This window comes from Corynebacterium striatum ATCC 6940, from assembly GCF_000159135.1.
Taxonomy (GTDB): domain Bacteria; phylum Actinomycetota; class Actinomycetes; order Mycobacteriales; family Mycobacteriaceae; genus Corynebacterium; species Corynebacterium striatum.
On record NZ_GG667520.1, the window covers coordinates 272,905 to 295,156 of the forward strand.

Consider the following 22,252-nt stretch of genomic DNA (forward strand, 5'->3'; position numbering starts at 1 on the left):
ACCGACTCCCGCGAAATGTCATCGATTCCGTGCAAGATGTGCTTGATGCCTCGTCCCAAGGTGGTGAGCATCTGCGCGTCGCTCATTCCGCCACCGGTCATGACCGCGTAGTCCAAGCGGACCTGCAAGCCATCGGAGTTTGAGTGGCAAAATGCCGCCGCCGAGTGGTTGGTGCGATTCCAATCATTGCAGGTCAGGAATATGCGGGTGAAGTCTTCGCCGCGGAAATTCGGATCCCAGTGGCCTTTGATAATGAAACTCGGCCCCACGTCGACTACGAATGCGAACAAAACGTCGTTAATCCACGCGTAGATGGACTGCGAAGAATCGGTTTGAAAGCGGTTTATCCCGAGCTTGCGCAGAATCTCCTCAATTCGTTCCACGTCGACCGGACGAACCGTATCTGATTCCTCGTCCGTATGGTCCATCTCTAACGACGTAATCGACAGTGAGGGTGGTGCCTGCCGGAGGGAAGGCGTCGCCAAGCGCTTCTAAAAACAGCTCCGAATTACGCAACGCCGGGGTCAAGGTAGCCTCTAGCTGTTCGGTGGTGGGGGAGTCTTGGACCACCAAGAACGTGTGGCCCCACACTGTCACTGCGGTGGGGTCGTCATAGTCGAGCACTATGCGTGGGGAAATGCAGTCATGGTTCCAGTCGTTGGCGAATTCGCCTGCTGCGGAGACCTCCGCGAAGCTCAGGTGGCCGCTCGGTGTCGTATAAAACCGCAACACCGGTTCGCCCTCCGGATCCATGCATACACGGGTCTCTCCCAGTACTGAATGGGGGAAAATGAGTAACTCATCGCTGACGTGAATGCAATGGATGCCGTTGGTTGCCGCAATGCGTGCAACGCTCATGAGCAACAGCTCGCCCGGAGAAGGGCTCAGTTCGGTTTCCGGATCGAATTCGTCCATGCGCGAGCCCTGCCTTCCTTAATCTACGTACCGATGATGCGTGGATATGGTGCTGCTTAATTCTATTACCTAAACATGGCCCCGCGCTGCGAATTTGGCGTTAGTATATTGGTTTGGCTATAGAAAAAGTCCAAGAAGTTGTGGCCTACAATGAGGCCACAGTGGTCCCCTAATTGGCCAGCGGAATCTAGAAAACCAACCGAAAAGGAAGATTCAAGCATGTTGCACACCATCGACCTCCGCGGAAAGCAGCTCACGGCATCCCAGTTGCGTCGTGTCCTTCCGCGCGGAGGTGCAGACGTTGCCGCCTATGTGGATAAGGTTGCTCCGATGGTCCATGCGGTCCGTGACGGTGGCGCTGGTGCCGCACTTGGCTTCGGCGAGCAATTCGACGGCGTGCGCCCCGCAACGGTGCGTGTGCCTGCTGAGGAATTGGCCAAGGCAGCAACGGAACTCGACGACAAGGTACGCGCAGCAATCGAAGAATCCATCAAGCGCGTTCGTAAGGTGCACGCCGAACAAAAGCCTAGCTCGCACACCACGACGCTTGCCCCAGGCGCCACGGTCACCGAGGTGTTCCAGCCCATCGAACGCGTGGGTCTATACGTGCCGGGCGGCAAGGCGGTGTACCCATCCTCTGTCATCATGAACACGGTTCCAGCCCAGGAGGCCGGTGCTTCCGCGCTGGTAGTGGCGTCGCCGCCGCAAAAGGAGTTCGGCGGTCTGCCGCACCCCACCGTTCTTGCAACCTGCCACATGCTCGGCGTTGACGAGGTGTGGGCCGTCGGGGGTGGCCAGGCTGTGGCACTTTTGGCCTACGGCGACGACGAACCCGAAACGGGCGAGGCTGTGTTGGAGCCGGTGGACATCATCACTGGTCCGGGCAACATCTTCGTCACGGCCGCCAAGCGCCTAGTGCGCGGCGTGGTGGGAACGGACGCCGAGGCAGGCCCCACGGAGATTGCCATCTTGGCGGATTCCACGGCGAACCCTATCTACGTGGCCTATGACCTTATTTCCCAGGCAGAACACGATCCGCTGGCGGCGAGCGTGCTCATTACGGATGACGCGGATTTCGCCGCGCTTGTCGACGCCGAGGTTGCCGCACGTTTCGAGGTCACTCGCAACGCCGATCGTGTGCGGGAGGCTCTCGAAGGTGAGCAGTCCGGAATTATCTTGGTAGATGACCTCGAGGCCGGCATCGCCGTAGCGGATGCCTACGCCGCAGAGCACCTAGAAATCCACACCGCGAATGCCCGTGAGGTAGCCGAGCGCATCAAACACGCCGGCGCCATCTTTGTGGGTGATTACTCGCCGGTGCCGCTGGGCGACTACTCGGCGGGCTCTAACCACGTGTTGCCGACTTCCGGCACCGCGCGCTTTAGCGCGGGCCTGTCCACCCACACTTTCCTGCGCCCGGTCAACCTCATTGAGTATGACCGCGCTGCGCTGGAAGACATTTCCGCTAACGTCATTGCTTTTGCTGACGCCGAGGCGCTTCCCGCTCACGGCGAATCCATCGCAGCCCGTTTTAAGGAGAACTAGAACCATGGCTGAACTCAACGATCTTCCGCTGCGCGAAGAACTGCGCGGAAAGTCCGCCTACGGTGCTCCGCAGCTGCGGGTGGACAACCAGCTCAATACCAACGAGAACCCTTATCCACCGAGCGAGGCGCTGGTCAACGACTTGGTGCGCACCATTGAGAAGCAGGCGACGAGCCTCAACCGCTACCCAGAGCGTGACGCGGTAGAGCTGCGCACGGCGCTTGCTGAATACATCACCAAGCAGACCGGCGTGCGCGTGGGCGTGGAAAACCTGTGGGCCGCCAATGGCTCCAACGAGGTTTTGCAGCAACTGCTGCAGGCATTCGGCGGCCCAGGCCGCAAGGCATTGGGCTTTACCCCGAGCTACTCCATGCACCCCATCTTGTGTGCGGGCACCCAGACGGAGTTCATCGCGTGCCCCCGCGGTGAGGACTTCCGCATCGATAAGTCCGCTGCGCTCGCAGCCATCGCGGAGCACCAGCCTGATGTTGTCTTCGTGACCACGCCCAACAATCCCACCGGCGACGTCACCCCGATCGAGCTCGTGGAGAAGATCATCCAGGCCGCTCCCGGAATCGTGATCCTGGACGAGGCTTACATGGAATTCTCCGACTCGCCCTCGGCCACCACACTGCTGCAGAAGTACCCCACCAAGCTCGTGGTCTCCCGCACCATGTCCAAGGCCTTCGACTTCGCAGGTGGCCGCTTGGGCTATTTCGTGGCTGACCCAGCCTTCGTCGAGGCAGTCATGCTCGTGCGTCTTCCGTACCACCTGTCGGTTCTGTCGCAGGCGGCCGCCACCGTCGCTCTGCGCTATAGCGAGGACACGCTTGCCACAGTGGCCAAGCTGGCGGCTGAGCGTGACAGGGTCGTCGCCAAGCTGCAGGAGCTCGGTTACTTCGTCGTGCCCAGCGAGTCCAACTTCGTATTCTTCGGACACTTTGCAGACCAGCACACGGTGTGGGAGCAATTCTTGGAGCGTCAGGTGCTCATTCGCGACGTCGGCCAAACGGGCTTTCTGCGCACCACCATCGGCCTGCCGGAGGAAAACGATGCCTTCCTTGCCGCCGCAGAAGAGCTTGCCGGTAAAGTCTTAGGCGCTTCTACACCGGCTGAAAGCGAAGGAGACAGGTAATGGCAGATCGCATCGGTACCGCCGAACGCGTGACCTCAGAGTCCCGGATCCGAATCGAGATCAATCTCGATGGCTCCGGCAAATCAGACATCAGCACTGGGCTGCCGTTCTTTGACCACATGCTGGGTGCGTTTTGCACGCACGGCAGCTTCGACCTGAAAATTCACGCCCAAGGCGATATCGAGATCGACGCTCACCACACGGTCGAGGACACCGCGATTGTGCTGGGACGCGCTATTGCCGACGCCCTCGGTGACAAGGCCGGCATCCGCCGTTTCGGTTCCCAGTTGCTGCCGATGGACGAGACCCTCGTCGAGGCTGTCATCGACATCTCTGGCCGCCCGTACTTTGTCATGAACGGCGAGCCGGAGAACATGCAGTGGCAGGTCATCGGTGGCCACTACGCCACCGTGATTAACCGCCACTTCTTCGAGACCTTGGCTACCCATTCCGCGACCACGCTGCACCTCAACGTGCGCTACGGACGCGACCCCCACCACATCACCGAAGCGGAGTACAAGGCCGTGGCCCGCGCGCTGCGCCAGGCCGTGGAGTCTGACCCGCGCGTGAAGGGAATTCCTTCCACGAAGGGAGCGCTCTGATTTCTGGCAACATCATGATCCTGATCCTGTTCCTCGTGGCGGGTCTGCTCTTTGGCGGCGCATGGTCGGCGTACCAGCAGGGTTCTAAGTTCTTTACGCTTGTCGCAGCTGTTCTCGGGGCGGTCTCCGCAGCGGTGGCTTTAGCGTGGATGTTTGGGGTGACGGGGCAGTGAGTCGCAAAGTACAGGCGTCTGTGTGGTCGGTGCCCGGATACGCAGCAACGATGGTGGCTGTGGCAGCGGCCTTTAGCGCGTGGTCGATCCTCTTGCCGGTAGTTCCGCTCGCGGTTCTTGAATCCGGCGGCTCGGCCACCCTCGCCGGCGCGTCCACGGGTGCCTTCATGGCTACGACGGTCATGACCCAGATCGCGACCCCGCGAATGCTGCGCAGCTTTGGTTATCGTCCGGTGATGGCTGCGTCCGCACTCCTGCTTGGCGTGCCCGCCTTCGGCCACCTCCTCGGTAACGAGGCCTGGGTGGTGCTGCTTTTCTCCGCGCTGCGCGGAATTGGCTTCGGCGCGCTGACTGTGGCCGAAAACGCGCTCATTGCGGAGATCACCCCGCCCCGCCTGCTCGGCAAGGCCACCGGCATGATCGGCGTATTCATCGGCTTCTCGCAGATGCTGTTCCTGCCCGCTGGTATCGCCATGGGGCAGGCGTGGGGATTCGGTACCGTCTACATCACTGCTGGAATTATCGGCATCGTGGGCTTTCTCATGTGCTTGCGGGTGCCGCGGCTGAAGGCGGCGCGGCCAAGCGCGGCGCCGCAGCAATACGCGGTGGCGCCGATGTGGAAACTCGTCGCCGTGCCAGCGCTCGCGTTGACCACCTTCTCCATGAGCTACGGCGTGGTGTCCACGTTCATCGCTCCGGCCGCCCGTGAACTGGACCCGGTGAAAGGCGCGGCCGTCGGCGGGCTCCTGCTGTCCGTCGTGGGTGCTGCAGCGATGGTGCTGCGCTACTTGGCGGGTGTGGTCGCTGATCGACTCGGCAGGCCCGGAACCCTCTATATTCCGGCGCAGGTCGCTGCGGCGCTGGGCGTGGGGCTTATCGCGCTGACGCTGGCACAGGGCTGGTCCCTGTGGCTGCTTGTGCTTGGCGCGGTGATTTATGGTGGTTCCTTCGGCATCGCGCAAAACGAGGCACTGCTGTCCATGTTTAACCGCGTGCCGCGCGAAAAGATTTCCGAGGCCTCCGCCGTGTGGAACATCTTCTACGACGCCGGCACCGGCCTAGGTTCCACCGTCTTGGGCGCCATCGTCGCAGGCTCCGGCTATAGCGGCGCCTTCGGGGTGGGCGCGGCGATTATCGCGGGCGGACTGCTGCTCACTGTCACAGATATGGTGCTGGGCAAGACCCGCGTGAGCGAAACTCACGATATCCAAACACGGTTGAGAAGGTTGCGTAAGGTATAGCCCATGACACGGAAGAATGTTGTTCTGCTGGACTACGGTGCAGGTAACCTGCGTTCCGCGCAGCGCGCGCTGGAGCACGCGGGGGCCGAGGTCACCGTGACTGCAGACCCAAAAGTTGCCGTGGAGGCAGACGGCCTCGTGGTGCCCGGAGTCGGCGCTTTCGCCGCCTGCATGGAAGGGCTGAAGAAGGCACAGGGTCCGCGCATCATCGGCCAGCGCCTGGCGGGCGGCCGGCCGGTACTAGGTATCTGCGTGGGAATGCAGGTGCTTTTCGACGCCGGTAACGAGCATGGTATTGAAACCGCCGGCTGTGGCGAGTGGCCAGGCCGAATCGAGAAGCTGCAGGCAGACGTGCTGCCGCACATGGGCTGGAACGTCGTGGAGATTCCGGAGGGCTCCCAGATGTTCGCCGGTATTGACCCGCACGAACGCTTCTACTTCGTGCATTCTTATGGCGCGCGTTCGTGGGAGCTGAGCACCGAAATTACCGAGCCGCCCAAGGTTGCCTGGGCCGAGCACGGGGGCGACCGCTTCGTGGCCGCAGCAGAAAACGGCGCGTTGTGGGCTACCCAGTTTCATCCGGAGAAGTCCGGGGAAGTAGGGGCCCGTTTGTTACGCAACTGGATGAACACGCTTTAAATAGGATTTGAAACTATGAGCTTTACTTTGTTGCCCGCTGTCGACGTCGTCGATGGCCAAGCCGTCCGCCTAGATAAGGGCGAAGCCGGAACCGAGAAGTCCTATGGCGCACCCCGCGAAGCTGCGGAGAAGTGGCAGGCGCAGGGCGCGGAGTGGCTGCACTTCGTGGACCTGGACGCAGCGTTTAACCGCGGCTCTAACTACGAGCTGATGGCTGAGATTACCTCCTCGCTTGATATTCAGGTCGAGCTCACCGGCGGCATCCGTGACGACGAGTCGCTGGCCCGCGTGCTGGCTACCGGCGCACGCCGCGTCAACATCGGTACTGCGGCGCTGGAGAATCCGGAGTGGATCGAAAAGGTGTTGGCAGAGCACGGCGACAAGATAGCCGTTGACCTCGCCGTGCGTTTGGAGGATGGCGAATGGCGTACCCGCGGCAACGGCTGGGTGTCCGACGGTGGCGACCTCTGGGAGGTGCTCGAGCGCCTCGACGCTGCGGGCTGCACGCGCTTTGTGGTCACTGACGTGTCCAAGGACGGCACACTGGAAGGCCCTAACGTTCAGCTGCTGCGCGAGGTCGCCGCGGCTACCGACGCCAAGGTAACGGCGTCGGGCGGCATTTCTACCCTCGATGACCTCCGCGAGCTCGCACTTTATGAGAACCAGGGCATCGACTCCGCGATTATCGGCAAGGCGCTCTACGAGGGTCGGTTTAGCCTCGAGGAAGCCTTGGCCGCCGTGGCCGAGGTGGAACCGCTGCCGGAAGAGGACTACATTGACCCCATCGAGGAGCGCTAAGCCATGACCCAACCCCGTGAGCTGGTGGCCTTTGCCGAGGCGGCTGTTGACCAAGTAGAGGAGCTTTTCCGCTCCGGCTTAGGCGCGCCGCCTGCCCATTTTAAGGGCGAAGGCGACTTTGCCACCGAGGTAGACCTGCAGATTGAGCAACAACTGCGCTTGCACCTCACGCAGCTCACGGGCATTGAGGTCTATGGCGAGGAATCCACGAGCTTCGGCGGTGATGATGCGGCAGAGTTTGGTTCCACCATGTGGGTCGTCGACCCCATCGACGGTACGGCCAACTACTCCGCGGGCAATCCGCTGTGCGGCATCTTGGTCAGCCTCATCCACGAGGGCGCGCCCGTCGTGGCGGTCGCGGACTTCCCGCTGCTGGGGCGCCGACTCGTGGCGGCCGACGGCATGCAGCTGCGCTCCATCGGCGGCCCCGCTACCGGCTTCGACGAGGCCCGCGGCCACGTCGGCTGCTCCTCGCACTTGCCTACGGACATCTTCCACGAGATCCGCGAGACCGGCCTGCGCCCGCGCATGACCGGTTCTGTGGGCGTGGACTCCGCGTTTGTGGCCCAAGGAGTGTTTGACGGCGTGGTCAACTTCTCGCCGCACCCGTGGGACAACGCTGCGGGTGCCCTGCTCATCAAGGCAGCTGGTGGTATCGCCACCGATCCCGAAGGCAACGAGTGGACTCCGTCCTCCCGCGGCCTTGTGGCTGGCACCCCGCAGGTGCATGCCGCGCTCCTCGACATCGTGGCTCGCCACCGCTAGCTTAACTTTCCAACCTTTATCTTTTAGGAGGACGCAATGGCGCTGGCCGTGCGTGTTATTCCTTGTCTTGACGTAGACAATGGCCGCGTCGTCAAAGGCGTGAACTTCGAGAACCTGCGTGATGCAGGCGACCCAGTCGAGCTTGCGGCTCGCTACGACGAGCTCGGAGCAGACGAGCTGACCTTCCTCGATGTCTCCGCGTCGAAGGATGGGCGCGGAACGATGATCGACGTCGTCAAGCGCACTGCGGATCAGGTCTTCATCCCGCTGACCGTGGGCGGCGGTGTGCGCTCCGTGGGCGACGTGCGCGAGCTCCTGCGCGCCGGGGCGGATAAGGTTTCCGTGAATTCTTCCGCGATTGCGCGCCCGGAGTTGCTCCGCGAGCTTGCCGACGTCTTCGGTTCCCAATGCATCGTCCTTTCCGTCGACGCCCGCCGGTGTGCTGAGCAGCCTTCTGGCTTCGAGGTCACTACGCACGGCGGCACGAAGTCGGCGGGCATCGACGCCATCGAATGGGCTGTGCGCGGTGCGGAGCTGGGCGTGGGGGAGATCCTCCTCAACTCCATGGACGGCGACGGCACCAAAGCCGGCTTCGATATCGAGCTCATTGAAAAAGTGCGGGCGGCGGTGAACATCCCTGTGATTGCCTCCGGCGGGGCGGGCAAGGCGGAGCACTTCCCGCCGGCCGTAGCCGCGGGTGCCGACGCAGTACTGGCCGCCTCCATCTTCCACTTCGGTGAGGTCTCGATCGCGGAGGTCAAGGACGCGCTTGCCGAGGCCTCTTACGAGGTGCGCCAGTGAGCAACCCCGCAGACTACGAACTCGACCCTGCCATCGCGGCGCTCCTCAAGCGCAACGAGGCAGGTCTGGTGCCCGCCATCGCGCAATCCGAGCAGGGCGAGGTCCTCATGATGGCGTGGATGGATGACCACGCGCTGGCCCACACCCTGGCCACGCGTAAGGGCACGTATTATTCGCGCTCGCGCCAGTCCTACTGGATTAAGGGCGAGACTTCGGGGCATGCCCAACAGGTCCTCGGCGTCCGTCTGGATTGCGATGGCGACACCATCCTGATTACAGTTCGCCAAGAAGGCGCGGCTTGCCACACGGGGGACCGCACCTGCTTTGATTCTCGTGACCTTTTGGGAGGCGCTTTTTAGATGGCACGCCGTATCGGCCCGCTCCTTATCGCAGTTGGAGCAATCCTGTTGTGGCTTTCATCTCGCATGACCTGGGCCATCGCGTCAGTGGAGGACGATAAATCCGGCTTCAGCATCGTGGACATGATCGGCTCCTTCTGGTCGCTGGAGCTTATCGCGTTGACCTTGGTGCTCCTCGTGGGCGCTGTCGCGGGTGCTGCGCTGCGTCGTACAGCCCGCCGCGTGGTGGCTGCCGTATGCGCCGTCGCGGCCGCCGCCGTGGCATGGAACCCAGTGTCGTTGCTGACCTACGGCGCGGACGCCGCCCGCGCCCAGGAACTCCTGCGCGCCGGCTCCTCCGACGAAAATGCCGTCAACGGCGCACACATCTCGGACTGGGCTATCGTGATTGGCACCGAGGTCTCCAAGGTCGGGCCGGTCATCGCGATTATCGGCGCGGCAGTGGCCCTGTTTGGAGCGGTCCTCCTGGTGCGTAAGCCGGGCGTCGATAAGCCGCGCTCCACCAAGTACGAAACCCCCGCCGCCCGCCAGGAGATGATCGCCGAGGAACTGGAAACCACCACCGACTCCGGCCGCGTGATGTGGGACGCCCTCGACAATGACATTGATCCCACGGATGTAAAACGGGACTAGATTTTAGATTCGAGGTGTTGACGCGATAGCCTAAGTGTGATCTAAAACGCCCTTATGGAGGGAGGTGCTGATGTCCACACCTATCGCGGTAGACCACCTGATAGCAGGTGTGCTTGACGACGTCGCCGTGCGCGAGGCCCGTGTCTCCTTTCAGGACATCAAGGCTCGCTCCCGCTCCATGGAAGAGCCCCGTGACGTACGCGCTGCGCTGTTGCGTAACGGCTGCTCGATCATCACTGAAATCAAACGCGCCATTCCCTATGCGGGCGAAATCGCTCACTTGGACTCGCCGGAATCGGTGGCGGCGATGGCGCGCCAGCTGGCGGATACCGGCGTGCATTTGATGGCGTGCCAGACGGATAGGCGCCGTTTCCACGGTTCTTTGGAAGACATGCGCGCGGCGCGCTCAGCCATTGATATCCCGATGATTTGCCGTGACATCGTGGTGGACCCATATCAGATTCACGAGGCGCGCTGTTACGGCGCCGACGCCGTGCCGCTGCAGGTGGAGCTTTTGGAACAGGCACGTTTGGAGGCTCTGCTCGACCGCATCGAGTCCTTAGGGATGACGGCCATCTTGGAGGTCCGGTCCTGCGACGAGGTCGACCGCGCTATCAAAGCCGGCGGCAGCGTGGTGGCCATTAATGCGTGGTCGGTGGTCTCGGATGCGATTAACCGCGAGGCCTTTTCGGAGATTGTGCCGGGCCTGCCGGAATCGATTGTCCGCATCGCGATTGGTGGCGTGAATTCGCCGCGCAACGTGCTCTCCTATGCTTCGCAGGGGGCGGATGCGGTGTTGGTTGGCGAGGCGATCATGGCCGCCCAAGACCCAGCGGCTGCGGCGCGTTCCTTGGTGGCGGCGGGCCAACACCCGGCGTGTCCCTCGCGCAAGATGGACTAGGCGGCGTCACATAGGGCAAACTGTTTAGCGTGCAAATCCTCGCGAATATCCCCTCCCCGCCGCAAGGCGTGTGGCATCTTGGTCCAATTCCGCTGCGTGCGTACGCATTCTGCATCATTGCAGGCATTCTGGTGGCGATGTGGATGACTCACCGGCGCTACGTAGCGCGCGGCGGCAACCCAGATGTGGTGTGGGATGCCGCGATTGTCATCATCCCGGCCGGAATCATTGGTGGGCGTTTGTACCACGTCATCACTGACCACGAGAAGTACTTCTGCGCGGACTGCAACCCGGTCGATGCGCTGAAAGTCACCAACGGTGGACTCGGCATCTGGGGCGCGGTGGCGCTTGGCGTGTTTGCTATCTGGGTCATGTTCAAGGTCAAAAAGGTGCCCATGGCGCCGTTTGCCGACGCCGTCGCCCCCGGCCTCATCCTGGCCCAAGCCATCGGACGCTTGGGTAATTGGTTCAACCAGGAACTCTACGGGCGCCCTACCGACGTTCCGTGGGCACTTGATATCTTCTACCGCGTTAACGAGGCGGGGGAGTACGCACCAGTCTCCGGGCACTCCACGGGCGAGGTTATGACCTCCGTGCATCCGACCTTCCTTTACGAACTGGTGTGGAACGTGCTCGTGTGCCTGTTCCTGTTGTGGGCGCAAAAAGCTTGGAAACTGGGCCATGGTCGTCTCTTTGCCCTCTACGTGGCGGGCTATACGTTGGGCCGCTTCTTCGTGGAGAACATGCGAGCCGACGAGGCCACGTTGGTATTCGGGTTGCGCATCAACGTCATTGTTTCGGTGGTTCTGTTTGTGGTGGCGCTCATTGTGTTCTTCCGTCTGCCGCGCGGGCAGGAAAGCCCGGAGGAAGTCAATCCACGCGGGGATGAGGGGGCGTCGTCAAGAGCGTCGGCTGAATCACACTAGGAATTTGGCAGCGTTTATGCTTCTTTGACGCGTGGCCATTCTGCCCGCTCACGCCCGTTTGTGACCGTTTTAAGGTCCTTTTTACCCGGTTTCCCAAAGATTTTTCTGTGGGCGTGAGGTTTTGTGTTGGCTTTTGCAGTGGCCGTTGAGCGCGAACGCGGGTACGTTGGGTGGCGTTAGCATTTCCGACGTGAATAGGGCTTTCAATGCTGGATAGAAGAACCAAAATCGTTTGTACTCTGGGGCCGGCCGTGGCAAGCAAGGACGGAATCCTTGGCCTCGTGCGCGAGGGTATGGACGTAGCACGCCTCAATATGTCCCACGGTGATCACACCGATCACGAAGCCAACTACCGTTGGGTTCGTGAAGCAACGGACGAGACTGGCCGGGCAGTCGGCATCCTCGCCGACCTGCAGGGGCCAAAGATCCGTCTCGGTCGCTTCGTCAATGGCGAAGAGATGTGGGCAGACGGCGAAATCGTCCGCATCACCGTGGATGACGTCGAGGGCACTCACGACCGAGTTTCCACCACTTACAAGAACCTGGCCAACGACGCGAAGCCAGGTGACCGCCTGCTTATCGACGACGGCAAGGTCGCCGTTGTCTGCAAGGAAGTGGACGGCAACGACGTCGTATGCGAGGTCACCGAGGGTGGCCCAGTGTCTAACAACAAGGGTGTTTCCCTGCCAGGCATGGACATTTCCGTGCCTGCCCTGTCCGAGAAGGACATCGCCGACCTGCGCTTCGCCCTGAAGCTGGGCGTCGACATGATTGCGCTTTCCTTCGTGCGCTCGCCAGCTGACGTGGACTTGGTTCACGCCATCATGGATGAGGAAGGCCGTCGCATTCCTGTCATCGCGAAGCTGGAGAAGCCAGAGGCAGTCGATGCTCTGGAGTCCATCGTTCTGGCTTTCGACGCCATCATGATTGCTCGCGGCGACCTCGGCGTTGAGGTTCCGCTCGAGCAGGTTCCGCTCTTCCAGAAGCGCGCTATCCAGATTGCACGCGAGAACGCCAAGCCAGTCATCGTGGCTACCCAGATGCTGGATTCCATGATCAGCAACTTGCGCCCGACCCGTGCCGAGGCTTCCGACGTCGCCAACGCCGTCCTTGATGGCGCCGATGCCGTGATGCTCTCCGGAGAAACTTCCGTTGGTATCGACCCGCAGAACGTCGTCCGCACTATGAGTCGCATTGTCCAGAACGCTGAGTCTGGCGGACAGGTTCCGCCGCTGTCGCACGTTCCACGCACCAAGCGCGGCGTTGTGTCCTACTCGGCTCGCGATATCGCAGAGCGCCTCAACGCGAAGGCAATCGTTGCGTTCACCACCTCCGGTGACACCGCAAAGCGCGTCGCTCGTCTGCACTCCAAGCTGCCGCTGTTGGCCTTTACACCGGACCCAGCTGTCCGTTCGCAGCTTGCCCTGACCTGGGGCGCTCAGACCTTCTTGAGCGACGCTGTCGACTCCACTGACGACATGATGGCCACCATCGATCGTTCTTTGCTTGCTATGGAAAACTACAAGGAAGGCGACCTCATCGTGGTTATCGCCGGTACTCCTCCGGGAATCGCAGGCAACACCAACATGATTCAGTGCCACATGCTTGGTGAGAGCAACTAATTCTCACTCGTTGACTCCCTGCCTCGCGCAGGGGGTTTCGTGGTTTGGGGATAACTTTGTTGTCGGGTCATCTGAGGCTGTGAAAAAGCAGATTTTTGCGGGAGTTATCCACAGGCTTAGAAATCGCTCTTGTAGGGGCCTGGGAGATGCTTCTAGCGTGTGAGGTATGAACCTTCAGACGTATTTTCAGGCGCGTGCCCTCGGCGTGGAACTCCTCGCCGAGGCAGCTGCGCTGAGTAAGTCTGACATGGTTTCCATGGGAGCCGCGCCTGACGACGCCGACTTCCTGCTCACCCTTACAGCGGTTTACTATGGCAAGACACCTTTTAGCCGCAAACAAGCGCGGGCGGTCGCCGGTGCGCGGCGCCAGCGCCATGGTCTCAGCACGCTGGGGCAGATTGAGAAGTATGTCTCGCGGGTGCGCGGCCAGCGACAAGCGTGGGACCTGCGCGTCGAGCTGTGCCAGACTCCGGGCAACCGCATCGACTTTGTCGCCCGCAAGCGACTGCGCGAAATCCTCACCCCACCGCAACCGGCTCCGAAGGTTACACACTCCCGTCACGCCAACGGACTCGGGTCCATCCGCATCACCGACACTGCGCTAACCATTGCCGACTTCCGCGCCCTGCTCCGTCATGCAGAAGGAGAGCTGGAAGGATTCCGGGCTTTGGTCGCAGGAGGAAGCGATAGCGGGGTAGTAAAAGTTCATACCTCGGCGATTGTGTATCTGGACCAGCTCGACCGCATCGTTGACGGCGACGGTGAGGAAGTCACCATCGAGCTCAGCAATGGTGCGGTCATGTCTGGGGCGCAGTATATTCAACGAGCGCTTTCCCACCATGGCGAGGCCGTGCTGGTGCATCCGCTGGAAGGGCCCATAGACGCTTTCCGGACTCAGCGCGTGGCCAACGATAAGCAGCGTGCAATCCTCAAAGCACGCTTCCGCCATTGCGTATGGCCAGGCTGTAAGGTGCCTTTCGACGAATGTCAGATCCACCATATCGAATCGTGGCGAGGTGGTGGGATGACTAACCTCGACAACCTGGTTCCGTTGTGCGCTTATCACAATGGCCTCAACCAAGACGATCCTGCCGGACCAGCCCACCGCGGACGTATCGGCCGGGTGGGCGGCCGGCTGGCCTGGATATCGCCCAAGTCAGGCAAGCCGGTGTTTATCAAACAAGACCTGCGGCCGCCGCCTTAAGATTCGACCACCACACGCGCAAAAGGCGCTAGGGAAGATCCCTAGCGCCTACTAGTCGTGCCTGCGGTTAGCGGTTAATCGGAGCGGGGTTGAGCTTCCACACTTCGTTGGCGTAGTCGGCAATCGTGCGGTCGGAAGAGAAGCGGCCAGACAGGCAGATGTTGAGCCATGCCTTTTTCGCCCAGTCGAGTGGGGCGGCGACGTAATCATTGGCCATACGGTCGCGTGCTTCGCGGTAGGACTCAAAGTCACCGAGGACGTAGTAGGTGTCCTGGGCATGTACTCCCTGGCCGTCGAGAAGCGAAGAGCGCAGGTCCCCAAACATGCCGGAATTCTCGTGGCCCAACGTGCCGTTGTTAAGCGCATCGAGGACACGCTTGAGGCCTCGAACCGTGTTGTACAGCTCGCCAGGGTTGTAGGATTCGCGCAGGGACGGAATCTCCTCGTTTCGTGCACCGAAGATGTAGGCGTTGTCCTCGCCAACGGCCTCCACGATCTCAACGTTCGCGCCGTCCATCGTGCCCAGCGTCAAAGCGCCATTCATCATGAATTTCATGTTGGACGTGCCGGAAGCCTCTTTACCAGCAACGGAAATCTGCTCGGAAACATCCGCCGCTGGGATGATGTGCTCGGCAGGAGAGACGTTGTAGTTCTCTACGAAGACCACGCGAATGATGTCGCGGGTGTCCTCGTCGTTATTCACCAACTCCGCAATGGCGTTGATGAGCTTGATGATTTCCTTGGCACGCACGTAACCCGGAGCCGCTTTGGCACCGAAGATGAAGGTACGTTTCGGTACGGATTCGCCGTCTTCCTTGATACGGAAGTACAGGTCCAAGATGTACAGGGCGTTCATGAGCTGGCGCTTGTACTCGTGCAGGCGCTTGATCTGAACGTCGAAAATCGAATCCGGATCTACCTCGGCGCCTTGGTGCTCCTTTACCCACTGGGCGAAGTCCACCTTGTTCTTGTGCTTGATCTCCATGAGCTTGCGCAGAACCTTCTCATTCTCCGCCAACTCAGCCAGCTCAGCGAGCTTGGTGAGGTCAGTGACCCACTCATCCGAACCGGACTGCTTGGTCAAAAGCTTGGCCAAGCGCGGGTTACACATCTTCAACCAGCGACGCGGGGTAACGCCGTTGGTCTTGTTGTTGAACTTCTCCGGCCACAGCTCGTGCCACTCGGACAGCGTGTCGGCCTTGATGATCTCCGTGTGCAGTGCAGCCACACCATTGATGGAGTACGCGGCGTAGCAGGCAATCCATGCCATGTGCACCTGGCCATTGGACACAGGCGCCATGTAGTCTATGCGCCCTTGATCGAGGCCCCTGGTAGCCATGTCCTCGCGGAAGCGGCGGTCGATTTCCTCCACGAGCTCCCAGATGCGCCAGAACAGCTTCTGGAAGATGGAGACTTCCCAGCTCTCCAGCGCCTCGGCCAGCACGGTGTGGTTGGTGTAGGCAAAGGTCTCGGTCACGACCTTCCACGCGTCGTCCCACGACAAATCGTGCTCATCAAGCAGCAAACGAAGCAGCTCCGGGATGGCCAGAACCGGGTGGGTGTCATTGAGTTGGATGCTGTTGTACTTAGCGAACCCGCGCAGGTCGGAACCGTGGTGCTCGATGTAGTTATCGATCATCGCCTGCAAGGACGCAGATACGAAGAAGTATTGTTGGCGAACGCGCAGCACCTTGCCCTCGTAGGTGGTGTCGTTGGGGTAGAGCACGCGGCAGATATCCATGACGCGCTCGCGCTCGACAATCGCGTCGGTGAAGCGCTGGGAGTTGAAGGCATCGTAATCGAACTCATTGATCGGTTCAGACTTCCACAAACGCAACGTACCCACGTTGTCGGTGCCGTAGCCAGTGATTGGCATGTCATAAGGAATCGCGCGGACGTCCATGTCGTCGAAGTGAACGCGGCGCTGCTCAGAAGCGCGACGAATCACAAACTCGTAGCCATTTTCCATCCACACATCTGGCTCCTCTTTCTGGTGGCCATTCTCGAAGGACTGGCGGAACAGACCGTAGCGGTACAACAGGCCATAGCCGGTCACCGGGTAATCCTGCGTGACCGCAGAGTCAAGGAAGCACGCTGCCAGGCGGCCAAGGCCACCGTTGCCGAGGGCCGCATCGTGCTCGGCTTCGAGGACGTCGGAAAGCTCGCGTCCGCCCTGTTTGGCGGCGGCCTTTGCCTCGTCGACGAGGTCCAGGTTCGTGAGGTTATTCAGGAGCGCGCGACCCTGCAGGAATTCGGCGGAGAAGTAGTGCTGCTGGCGGGTAGCGGCATAAGCGGTGCGGGTGGCCTCCCAGTTGTCGGCGATTTGCGCCATGACGGCAGAGGAAAGACCGGACCAGAACTTGCGGTCGGTCGCCGTGGTGGGGCGTACGCCGGCTGCGGAGCGCACGTGCGCAGGAACAGTGGACTGAAAAGCGGAGTGCTTTGGCTGGCTCAATGTTTCACCTATCCCTAAGAAGATAATTTCCGTGTGTCAGCTTAACGGTATCGGTTCAGTTGCGCTGGCATGCGCTTGGCGACGCCGCTATTTCCCCAAGTAGGCCAGCACCGCCGCGGCGGCTGCGCGGGTACCGGATTGAACGGTGGGGGCATAGTCCGGCAGGAACGTCGACTGGTGGTTGACTGGTGGATTGTCCGCGAATTCTGCGGGGGTGGAGCCGATGAACCAGAAGTAGTAGGGAACTCCCCAAGCCTGCGGTAGGTAGCAGAAGTCTTCGGATGCAGTGGAAGGAGAGGCAGTGACGGACTGTTCGTCGAAGACGGCGTCGAAGATGCTGCGGACGGTTTCGTGGGCGGCTAAGTCGTTGTCGGTGACCTCGCCGTGGGCGAAGTACTCGAAGGTCGGCGGAGTAGGAGCCCCAGAGGCCTCGCACTCGGCGCGCACCATGCGCTCCAGCGACGCGTAGACGCGGGTGGCGATTTCCGGCTTGTAGTAGCGCGTGTTGAGCACCAACTCGGCGGTCTCAGGGATGATGTTGTTCTTATCGCCTGAATGCAACTCGCCGACAGAAATAACGAAGAAGTCATGTGGAGCAACCTCGCGGCCCACGATGGCTTGCAGGCGAGTGACGATCATTGCCGCTATATATGTCGGGTCGATGCTCTCGTGGGGCATGGATGCATGCGCGGAGCGGCCAAAGACGCGGATGCGGAGCGAATCGCAGCCAGCCATGATAGCCCCAGGACGCGACTGCACGTCGCCCGCTTTACCCGGCATGATGTGCTGGCCCAGGCAGATGTCGGGCTTCGGTACACGGGAGGTCAGTGAGTCGGAAATCATGAACTTTGCGCCCATTGACGACTCCTCCGCCGGTTGGAATAGCGCGAGGAAGGTGCCGGTCCAGGCGTCGCGGTGGGCGTCGAGAAGCGCACATGCTCCCAGCAGAGTCGTGGTGTGCATGTCGTGGCCGCAGGCGTGCATCTTGCCGTTCGTGGCGGCAAAGTCGACACCCGTTTCCTCCGCGACAGGCAGCCCGTCGAAGTCCGCGCGCATCAGTGCCGTAGGGCCGTCGCCGTTGCGGAAGATCGCGACGATGCCGTGGCCGCCGATGGAGTCGACAATCTCGCAGTCGAAAGCGCGCAACTTCTCCAGGATGCGGCCCGCGGTTCGCTCCTCTTCGTGGGAGAGCTCGGGATGGCGGTGGAGGTCTTCGTAGAATTCGCGCTGCCAGCTTAGATCAACGCCGCTGGTCGTGAGGAGGTCTGCGATTTTAAGGGAGTCTGCCATAGCTAATCTTCTTCTAGTTTGGGTAGGGTTACCTACATGCCAATTATTCAGTTTGATGTCCTTGTGCCGGATACCCAAGCCGAGCGCGTCGCCGAAGTCTTTAGCACCGCCACTCAGAAGCTCCTAGATAACGGAACTCTGTCTGCCGCAAACGTTACTCGCGTGGCCGATCCCAAAATCCCAGAGGGCCTTGATGCGCAGCTGCGCCAGACCTACCGCGATGAGCACGAGGATCGCGAGCTAGAAGACGCTAACGTTTACCGCTACGACATCAACGTCGAAGGAGTAAAAGGCTCCGTCAATCAGCTGACGATGGTGCTCGCGCGCCTGCTTACCCCACACGCGGTGCTCCCGAAGGACCACGTCTTGTTGGAAGACGAGGTGGCACACGAGCGTCCTGCTATCTTCCCATGGTCCGTCCAGGTGCAGCCCTAGCTTGCAAACTTAGCTGCTAGCTGGATGGCTGCTTCACGCAGTTGCTCGATGACGTCGCCTTCCTCACCCAGCTCCACGCCTATCGCGCCGTCGGGCAGTGGGGCGTCGATGCTACCGGCGATGATGCCTAGGGGAGTCTCGTCCGCCAGGTCCGTGAGGGTTCCCACGACCTTGCCGGTGAGCGACTGCTCGTCGAAGCGGCCTTCACCGGTGACGATGAGGTCTGCCTGAGAAATCTTCTCGGGTAGGCCCATTTTTTCTGCCACATAAGCTCCGCCGGCAAGCAACTCGAAGTGCTCGTCGTTGCCCCACAGCGTTTCCGAGAGCCAGCGCAGCGCAATGGGGATGCCGCCTGCGGCGCCGAAGGATTCGGCTTTTTCGTCGACGCCCGTTACCTCGCACAGCCGCAGCAGCGCACCCGCGAGCAATGCAACTTGTTCGCCCTCGGCTCCCTTTTGTGGGCCGTACATGGTGGCGGCCTGGACAGGGATGGCGCGGGTATCAGCGAGGAGCGTGTAGTCGAGCGCGCCCGCCTTGATGTTGAGCTGTGCAGTATCGATGCTTGCCAGGCGCACCAGCGGGGCTCCGCCCTTTGGCAGGGCATAGCCACGGTCATCGTGAGCCGTCGCGCCCAGCGCCGCAAGGATGCCCATGCCGCCGTCGATGGTGGCGCTGCCGCCGAGGCACAGCACGATCTGCTTGGCGCCGCGCGACTCCGCGTCAGCGATGAGTACACCTGTGCCATAGGAATCCGAGTGCAGCGGGTTCAACGCGTCGGCGACGGCGGGCAAACCGGTGGCGGAGGCGACGTCGATAAGCGCTTGCTCGCCGGCCAGGTAGTAGCTGGCCTCGGTGAGTCGGCCCACGGCGTCGGTAGTCGGAAGCGTGATGGTCTGCACTTCAGCTCCGAAAAGGGCGGCGGCGTTAGCGAGGATTTCTGCTGTGCCTTCGCCGCCATCGGCCATGGGGAGGGTGGTGATGGTGGCGTCGGGAAGCGCGGCGCGCAAGCCCCCAGCGATGGCTGCGGCGGCTTGGGCTGCGCTTGCCGTTCCTTTGAAAGAGTCTGGTGCGACGATTATATGCATGCGGAAAAGTATAGGCGTAGGGGTGTTTCTGCTCATACCGAGTTGCATTTTTGGTCGATTAATAGAAAACTATTTCTTGTTCTGCAAGACATAAGCCGCCCTGCGGCCGCAGCGAAAGGTGACCCACGTGTCGATCGACCAGCAAATCTCCGAATACTACGACAAGCTCCTCAAGCGCAACGCCGGTGAGCCAGAGTTCCACCAGGCATTGTTCGAGGTCTTGGATTCCCTCAAGATAGTCTTGAATAAGGATCCTCACTACGCTGATTACGGCCTCGTTGAGCGCCTGTGTGAGCCGGAGCGTCAGCTGATTTTCCGTGTTCCGTGGACCGACGACCAGGGCAACATTCACGTCAACCGTGGCTTCCGCGTTCAGTTTAACTCCGCGCTTGGCCCGTACAAGGGCGGCCTGCGTTTCCACCCGTCCGTGAACCTAGGGATCATCAAGTTCCTGGGCTTTGAGCAAATCTTCAAGAACTCTCTGACCGGCCTGCCTATCGGCGGCGGCAAGGGTGGCTCTGACTTCGACCCGAAGGGCAAGTCCGACGCCGAAGTCATGCGCTTCTGCCAGTCCTTCATGACTGAGCTACACCGCCACATCGGCGAGTATCGCGACGTTCCTGCGGGCGACATCGGCGTCGGCGGCCGCGAGATTGGCTACCTGTTTGGTCAGTTCCGTCGCCTGGAAAACAAGCATGAGTCCGGCGTCCTTACTGGCAAGGGGCTGACCTGGGGTGGTTCCTTGGTGCGCACCGAGGCTACCGGCTACGGCCTGGTCTACTTGACCTCCGAGATGATGAAGACCCACGGCGAGTCCTTCGAGGGTGCAAAGGTTATCGTTTCTGGTTCCGGTAATGTGGCCATCTACGCCGCAGAGAAGGTTCAACAGCTCGGCGGCACCGTCGTAGCGATGTCTGACTCCGCCGGTTACGTCACCACCCCGAATGGCGTGGAGATCGAGCTGATTAAAGACATTAAGGAAGTCCGCCGCGAGCGCATTTCCGCCTATGCTGCAGAAGCCGGCGAGGGAGTGGAGTACCACGCAGGTGGCAACATCTGGGAGGTTGCTGCCGACGTCGCCCTGCCTTGCGCAACTCAGAACGAACTCGACGTCGACTCTGCTAAGGTCCTGGCAGCGAACGGCGTCCGCTACGTCGCTGAAGGAGCAAATATGCCGTGTACCGCGGATGCTGTCCACTACTTCTTGGGCTCTGACGTGAACTTCGCGCCGGGCAAGGCTGCTAATGCCGGCGGCGTTGCAACGTCTGCTCTGGAGATGCAGCAGAACGCTTCGCGTGATTCTTGGTCCTTCGATTACACGGACCAGCGCCTGCACGAGATCATGTCAAACATCTTCAAGAACATCGACAAGACTGCCAAGGAATACGACATGGCAGGCGACTACGTCGCTGGTGCGAACATCGCTGGCTTTAAGAAGGTTGCTGACGCCATGCTCGCCCAGGGTGTCATCTAAGACTTAAGGTACCTGCATAAGTGGAAAGAGCTCTCCGGGGCTCTTTTTTCATGCCAACTTCAAGTCGAACTTGAGATTTTTGTCTAAAGTGCCGCGTGGGATACGTGTGACGAAAGTTTCTTTGGTTACTCTGAGCGCATGTACCGCGTATTTGAGTCCCTCGATGAACTTGTTCGCAACCTGGAGCAGGCTTACTCCGTTCCCATGACCGCCAACTGCATGGTTCCGCGCCACGAAATGCTGGCGCTTCTTGACGACCTTCGTAACGCCCTACCTGTCGAAATGGACGACGCCCAAGACGTCCTCGATAAGCAGGACGAAATCCTGGCTGGCGCCGAGGAGCGCGCCGCCCAGATTGTCGCCGACGCCAACGCGCAGGCTGATGAGATCATGTCCCGCGCGCAGGAAGACTCTGACGCCATGCTTTCCGACGCCCAGCACCGTTCCACCACCATGGTGGCTCAGGCAGAAGACGACGCCAGTGCCATGATCGAAAGCGCCCGTGCCGACGCGGACCGCACCATCGCACAGGGCAATAAGGAGTACGAGCGCAGCGTCGCTGCCGGCCAGGCCGAGCAGGACCGCTTGGTCTCCGAGTCTGAGGTGGTTCGCCGCTCCAACGACGAGGCGCACCGCATCGTCGAGACCGCCCACACCGAGTCCAACCGCCTGCGCACCGAGTGCGACGAGTTCGTTGATTCCAAGCTGGGCGAGTTCGAGTCCACGCTGTCTGGACTGCTGCGCACCGTTAATTCTGACCGCCAGGCGCTGCGTCGTGGCGCCGGTGTGCGTGCGCGCGGCACCGAGCGCAGCTCGGAACGCTACGAGCGTTAAATCCTGTCCCTAGCGGGGTTCTGCTAGGGACGTTTCCAGTGGCCCCTGCTGGTGGCCAGACGGTCTGTCGCACACCGCCTGGCCATCAGCAGGGGTCGTTGTCTTTGCTGCGGCGGCAATAGCGGCACTCACGAAGGCAGGGAGCCCGAAGATGGCCCAAAGAAGCGGGCACATGCTCGACGGGCTGGATGCGAAGGCGTCGAACTGCGTGAACGCTTCGACGACGTACATCAGGGCGACCATCGTGCTGATTCCGGCAATCGTCGAGGCGGTAGTCATGAATACGCCCGCCACCGATTCGCGGGAGTACCACGTCAGCCAGCCCACACCAACGCCGAGTGCGGCGGAGGCGATGATGATAGTGACGTCGAAAGGCAGTGGCAGCGCGAAGAACGCTCCGAGAATCATCCCGAACATCAA

Annotated in this window: 24 protein-coding genes; 18 read left to right on the top strand and 6 right to left on the bottom strand. The window is 61.1% G+C overall.

Annotation, left to right across the window (positions count from 1 at the left end):
- Both HMPREF0308_RS14150 and HMPREF0308_RS14155 read right to left on the bottom strand, forming a co-directional pair.
- Window positions 1-383, bottom strand: a 383-nt coding sequence (locus HMPREF0308_RS14150; RefSeq protein ID WP_005528786.1) for a YbjN domain-containing protein, incomplete at its 3' end; no start/stop codon positions are given.
- Window positions 370-915, bottom strand: a complete 546-nt coding sequence (locus HMPREF0308_RS14155) for a type III secretion system chaperone family protein (RefSeq protein ID WP_005528788.1) — start codon at window positions 913-915, stop codon at window positions 370-372. The genes HMPREF0308_RS14155 and HMPREF0308_RS14150, both read right to left, overlap by 14 nt.
- Before the next feature lie 219 nt (window positions 916-1,134).
- On the opposite strand from HMPREF0308_RS14155, the gene hisD reads away from it, so the two are divergent.
- The 15 genes from hisD (at window position 1,135) to HMPREF0308_RS03615 (ending at window position 14,259) form a co-directional block, all read left to right on the top strand.
- Entirely contained in the window at window positions 1,135-2,460 is a 1,326-nt protein-coding gene (hisD, locus tag HMPREF0308_RS03545) for a histidinol dehydrogenase (protein ID WP_005528789.1), read from the top strand.
- 4 nt (window positions 2,461-2,464) lie between these two features.
- Window positions 2,465-3,595, top strand: a complete 1,131-nt coding sequence (locus HMPREF0308_RS03550; protein ID WP_005528791.1) for a histidinol-phosphate transaminase — start codon at window positions 2,465-2,467, stop codon at window positions 3,593-3,595.
- Entirely contained in the window at window positions 3,595-4,197 is a 603-nt protein-coding gene (hisB, locus tag HMPREF0308_RS03555) for an imidazoleglycerol-phosphate dehydratase HisB (protein WP_005528794.1), read from the top strand. The genes HMPREF0308_RS03550 and hisB overlap by 1 nt, the downstream gene beginning before the upstream one ends.
- A gap of 14 nt (window positions 4,198-4,211) precedes the next feature.
- On the top strand, window positions 4,212-4,370 hold the full coding sequence (locus HMPREF0308_RS13860) for a hypothetical protein (RefSeq protein WP_005528796.1): 159 nt from the start codon (window positions 4,212-4,214) through the stop codon (window positions 4,368-4,370).
- Between the two features lie 50 nt (window positions 4,371-4,420).
- Window positions 4,421-5,611, top strand: a complete 1,191-nt coding sequence (locus HMPREF0308_RS03565) for an MFS transporter (RefSeq protein WP_005528798.1) — start codon at window positions 4,421-4,423, stop codon at window positions 5,609-5,611.
- Window positions 5,612-5,614: 3 nt separating this feature from the next.
- Window positions 5,615-6,250: an imidazole glycerol phosphate synthase subunit HisH gene (gene hisH / locus HMPREF0308_RS03570; RefSeq protein ID WP_005528800.1), complete on the top strand. Its 636-nt coding sequence runs from the start codon at window positions 5,615-5,617 to the stop codon at window positions 6,248-6,250.
- Between the two features lie 15 nt (window positions 6,251-6,265).
- Window positions 6,266-7,048, top strand: coding sequence for a bifunctional 1-(5-phosphoribosyl)-5-((5-phosphoribosylamino)methylideneamino)imidazole-4-carboxamide isomerase/phosphoribosylanthranilate isomerase PriA (gene priA, locus HMPREF0308_RS03575; protein WP_005528802.1), 783 nt, complete (start codon window positions 6,266-6,268; stop codon window positions 7,046-7,048).
- 3 nt (window positions 7,049-7,051) lie between these two features.
- A complete protein-coding gene (locus HMPREF0308_RS03580) occupies window positions 7,052-7,813 on the top strand; it encodes an inositol monophosphatase family protein (RefSeq protein WP_005528804.1) in 762 nt (253 codons plus the stop codon).
- Window positions 7,814-7,849: 36 nt separating this feature from the next.
- The gene (gene hisF / locus HMPREF0308_RS03585; protein WP_005528808.1) at window positions 7,850-8,614 is read left to right on the top strand and encodes an imidazole glycerol phosphate synthase subunit HisF; all 765 of its coding nucleotides are present in this window, start codon (window positions 7,850-7,852) and stop codon (window positions 8,612-8,614) included.
- Window positions 8,611-8,973 (top strand): phosphoribosyl-AMP cyclohydrolase, encoded by a 363-nt coding sequence (hisI, locus tag HMPREF0308_RS03590; RefSeq protein WP_005528809.1) that lies wholly within the window; start codon window positions 8,611-8,613, stop codon window positions 8,971-8,973. The genes hisF and hisI overlap by 4 nt, the downstream gene beginning before the upstream one ends.
- Entirely contained in the window at window positions 8,974-9,606 is a 633-nt protein-coding gene (locus HMPREF0308_RS03595; RefSeq protein WP_005528810.1) for a TIGR02234 family membrane protein, read from the top strand.
- Between the two features lie 70 nt (window positions 9,607-9,676).
- Window positions 9,677-10,507, top strand: a complete 831-nt coding sequence (locus HMPREF0308_RS03600; RefSeq protein ID WP_005528811.1) for an indole-3-glycerol phosphate synthase TrpC — start codon at window positions 9,677-9,679, stop codon at window positions 10,505-10,507.
- A 29-nt stretch (window positions 10,508-10,536) separates the two neighbouring features.
- Window positions 10,537-11,433: a prolipoprotein diacylglyceryl transferase gene (gene lgt, locus HMPREF0308_RS03605; RefSeq protein ID WP_005528812.1), complete on the top strand. Its 897-nt coding sequence runs from the start codon at window positions 10,537-10,539 to the stop codon at window positions 11,431-11,433.
- Window positions 11,434-11,642: 209 nt separating this feature from the next.
- Window positions 11,643-13,055 (top strand): pyruvate kinase, encoded by a 1,413-nt coding sequence (pyk, locus tag HMPREF0308_RS03610; protein WP_034656957.1) that lies wholly within the window; start codon window positions 11,643-11,645, stop codon window positions 13,053-13,055.
- A gap of 166 nt (window positions 13,056-13,221) precedes the next feature.
- Window positions 13,222-14,259: an HNH endonuclease signature motif containing protein gene (locus HMPREF0308_RS03615; RefSeq protein ID WP_005528814.1), complete on the top strand. Its 1,038-nt coding sequence runs from the start codon at window positions 13,222-13,224 to the stop codon at window positions 14,257-14,259.
- A 67-nt stretch (window positions 14,260-14,326) separates the two neighbouring features.
- Here HMPREF0308_RS03615 and HMPREF0308_RS03620 read toward each other — a convergent pair whose 3' ends face one another.
- Window positions 14,327-16,714 carry a glycogen/starch/alpha-glucan phosphorylase gene (locus HMPREF0308_RS03620; RefSeq protein ID WP_005528815.1) on the bottom strand — a complete coding sequence of 796 codons (2,388 nt, stop codon included), beginning with the start codon at window positions 16,712-16,714 and terminating at the stop codon, window positions 14,327-14,329.
- A gap of 87 nt (window positions 16,715-16,801) precedes the next feature.
- Window positions 16,802-18,004, bottom strand: a complete 1,203-nt coding sequence (locus tag HMPREF0308_RS03625) for an amidohydrolase (RefSeq protein WP_005528816.1) — start codon at window positions 18,002-18,004, stop codon at window positions 16,802-16,804.
- Between the two features lie 36 nt (window positions 18,005-18,040).
- Here HMPREF0308_RS03625 and HMPREF0308_RS03630 point away from each other — a divergent pair, with 36 nt between their 5' ends.
- Entirely contained in the window at window positions 18,041-18,439 is a 399-nt protein-coding gene (locus HMPREF0308_RS03630) for a hypothetical protein (RefSeq protein ID WP_005528817.1), read from the top strand.
- On the opposite strand, the gene HMPREF0308_RS03635 is transcribed toward HMPREF0308_RS03630, so the two are convergent.
- On the bottom strand, window positions 18,436-19,524 hold the full coding sequence (locus tag HMPREF0308_RS03635) for a glycerate kinase (protein WP_034656812.1): 1,089 nt from the start codon (window positions 19,522-19,524) through the stop codon (window positions 18,436-18,438). The two genes, HMPREF0308_RS03630 and HMPREF0308_RS03635, sit on opposite strands and share 4 nt — an antisense overlap.
- Window positions 19,525-19,651: 127 nt before the next feature.
- Between HMPREF0308_RS03635 and gdhA the strand changes: the two genes are divergently transcribed.
- Both gdhA and HMPREF0308_RS03645 read left to right on the top strand, forming a co-directional pair.
- Window positions 19,652-20,998 carry an NADP-specific glutamate dehydrogenase gene (gene gdhA / locus HMPREF0308_RS03640; protein ID WP_005528821.1) on the top strand — a complete coding sequence of 449 codons (1,347 nt, stop codon included), beginning with the start codon at window positions 19,652-19,654 and terminating at the stop codon, window positions 20,996-20,998.
- A gap of 138 nt (window positions 20,999-21,136) precedes the next feature.
- Entirely contained in the window at window positions 21,137-21,832 is a 696-nt protein-coding gene (locus tag HMPREF0308_RS03645; RefSeq protein WP_005528822.1) for a F0F1 ATP synthase subunit B family protein, read from the top strand.
- A 9-nt stretch (window positions 21,833-21,841) separates the two neighbouring features.
- Here HMPREF0308_RS03645 and HMPREF0308_RS03650 read toward each other — a convergent pair whose 3' ends face one another.
- Window positions 21,842-22,240 carry a hypothetical protein gene (locus HMPREF0308_RS03650; RefSeq protein WP_155115460.1) on the bottom strand — a complete coding sequence of 133 codons (399 nt, stop codon included), beginning with the start codon at window positions 22,238-22,240 and terminating at the stop codon, window positions 21,842-21,844.
- Between the last annotated feature and the right edge of the window lie 12 nt (window positions 22,241-22,252).

Coding starts and splice junctions, on each gene's coding strand:
- HMPREF0308_RS03550 (WP_005528791.1), top strand. CDS start 2,465: ATGGCTGAACTCAACGATCTTCCGCTGCGCGAAGAACTGCGCGGAAAG.
- hisB (WP_005528794.1), top strand. CDS start 3,595: ATGGCAGATCGCATCGGTACCGCCGAACGCGTGACCTCAGAGTCCCGG.
- hisF (WP_005528808.1), top strand. CDS start 7,850: ATGGCGCTGGCCGTGCGTGTTATTCCTTGTCTTGACGTAGACAATGGC.
- HMPREF0308_RS03650 (WP_155115460.1), bottom strand. CDS start 22,240: ATGATTCTCGGAGCGTTCTTCGCGCTGCCACTGCCTTTCGACGTCACT.
- priA (WP_005528802.1), top strand. CDS start 6,266: ATGAGCTTTACTTTGTTGCCCGCTGTCGACGTCGTCGATGGCCAAGCC.
- HMPREF0308_RS03615 (WP_005528814.1), top strand. CDS start 13,222: ATGAACCTTCAGACGTATTTTCAGGCGCGTGCCCTCGGCGTGGAACTC.
- HMPREF0308_RS03635 (WP_034656812.1), bottom strand. CDS start 19,524: ATGCATATAATCGTCGCACCAGACTCTTTCAAAGGAACGGCAAGCGCA.
- HMPREF0308_RS14155 (WP_005528788.1), bottom strand. CDS start 915: ATGGACGAATTCGATCCGGAAACCGAACTGAGCCCTTCTCCGGGCGAG.
- HMPREF0308_RS03580 (WP_005528804.1), top strand. CDS start 7,052: ATGACCCAACCCCGTGAGCTGGTGGCCTTTGCCGAGGCGGCTGTTGAC.
- HMPREF0308_RS03595 (WP_005528810.1), top strand. CDS start 8,974: ATGGCACGCCGTATCGGCCCGCTCCTTATCGCAGTTGGAGCAATCCTG.
- HMPREF0308_RS13860 (WP_005528796.1), top strand. CDS start 4,212: ATGATCCTGATCCTGTTCCTCGTGGCGGGTCTGCTCTTTGGCGGCGCA.
- hisD (WP_005528789.1), top strand. CDS start 1,135: ATGTTGCACACCATCGACCTCCGCGGAAAGCAGCTCACGGCATCCCAG.
- HMPREF0308_RS03645 (WP_005528822.1), top strand. CDS start 21,137: ATGTACCGCGTATTTGAGTCCCTCGATGAACTTGTTCGCAACCTGGAG.
- HMPREF0308_RS03565 (WP_005528798.1), top strand. CDS start 4,421: ATGGTGGCTGTGGCAGCGGCCTTTAGCGCGTGGTCGATCCTCTTGCCG.
- HMPREF0308_RS03630 (WP_005528817.1), top strand. CDS start 18,041: ATGCCAATTATTCAGTTTGATGTCCTTGTGCCGGATACCCAAGCCGAG.
- HMPREF0308_RS03625 (WP_005528816.1), bottom strand. CDS start 18,004: ATGGCAGACTCCCTTAAAATCGCAGACCTCCTCACGACCAGCGGCGTT.
- HMPREF0308_RS03600 (WP_005528811.1), top strand. CDS start 9,677: ATGTCCACACCTATCGCGGTAGACCACCTGATAGCAGGTGTGCTTGAC.
- hisH (WP_005528800.1), top strand. CDS start 5,615: ATGACACGGAAGAATGTTGTTCTGCTGGACTACGGTGCAGGTAACCTG.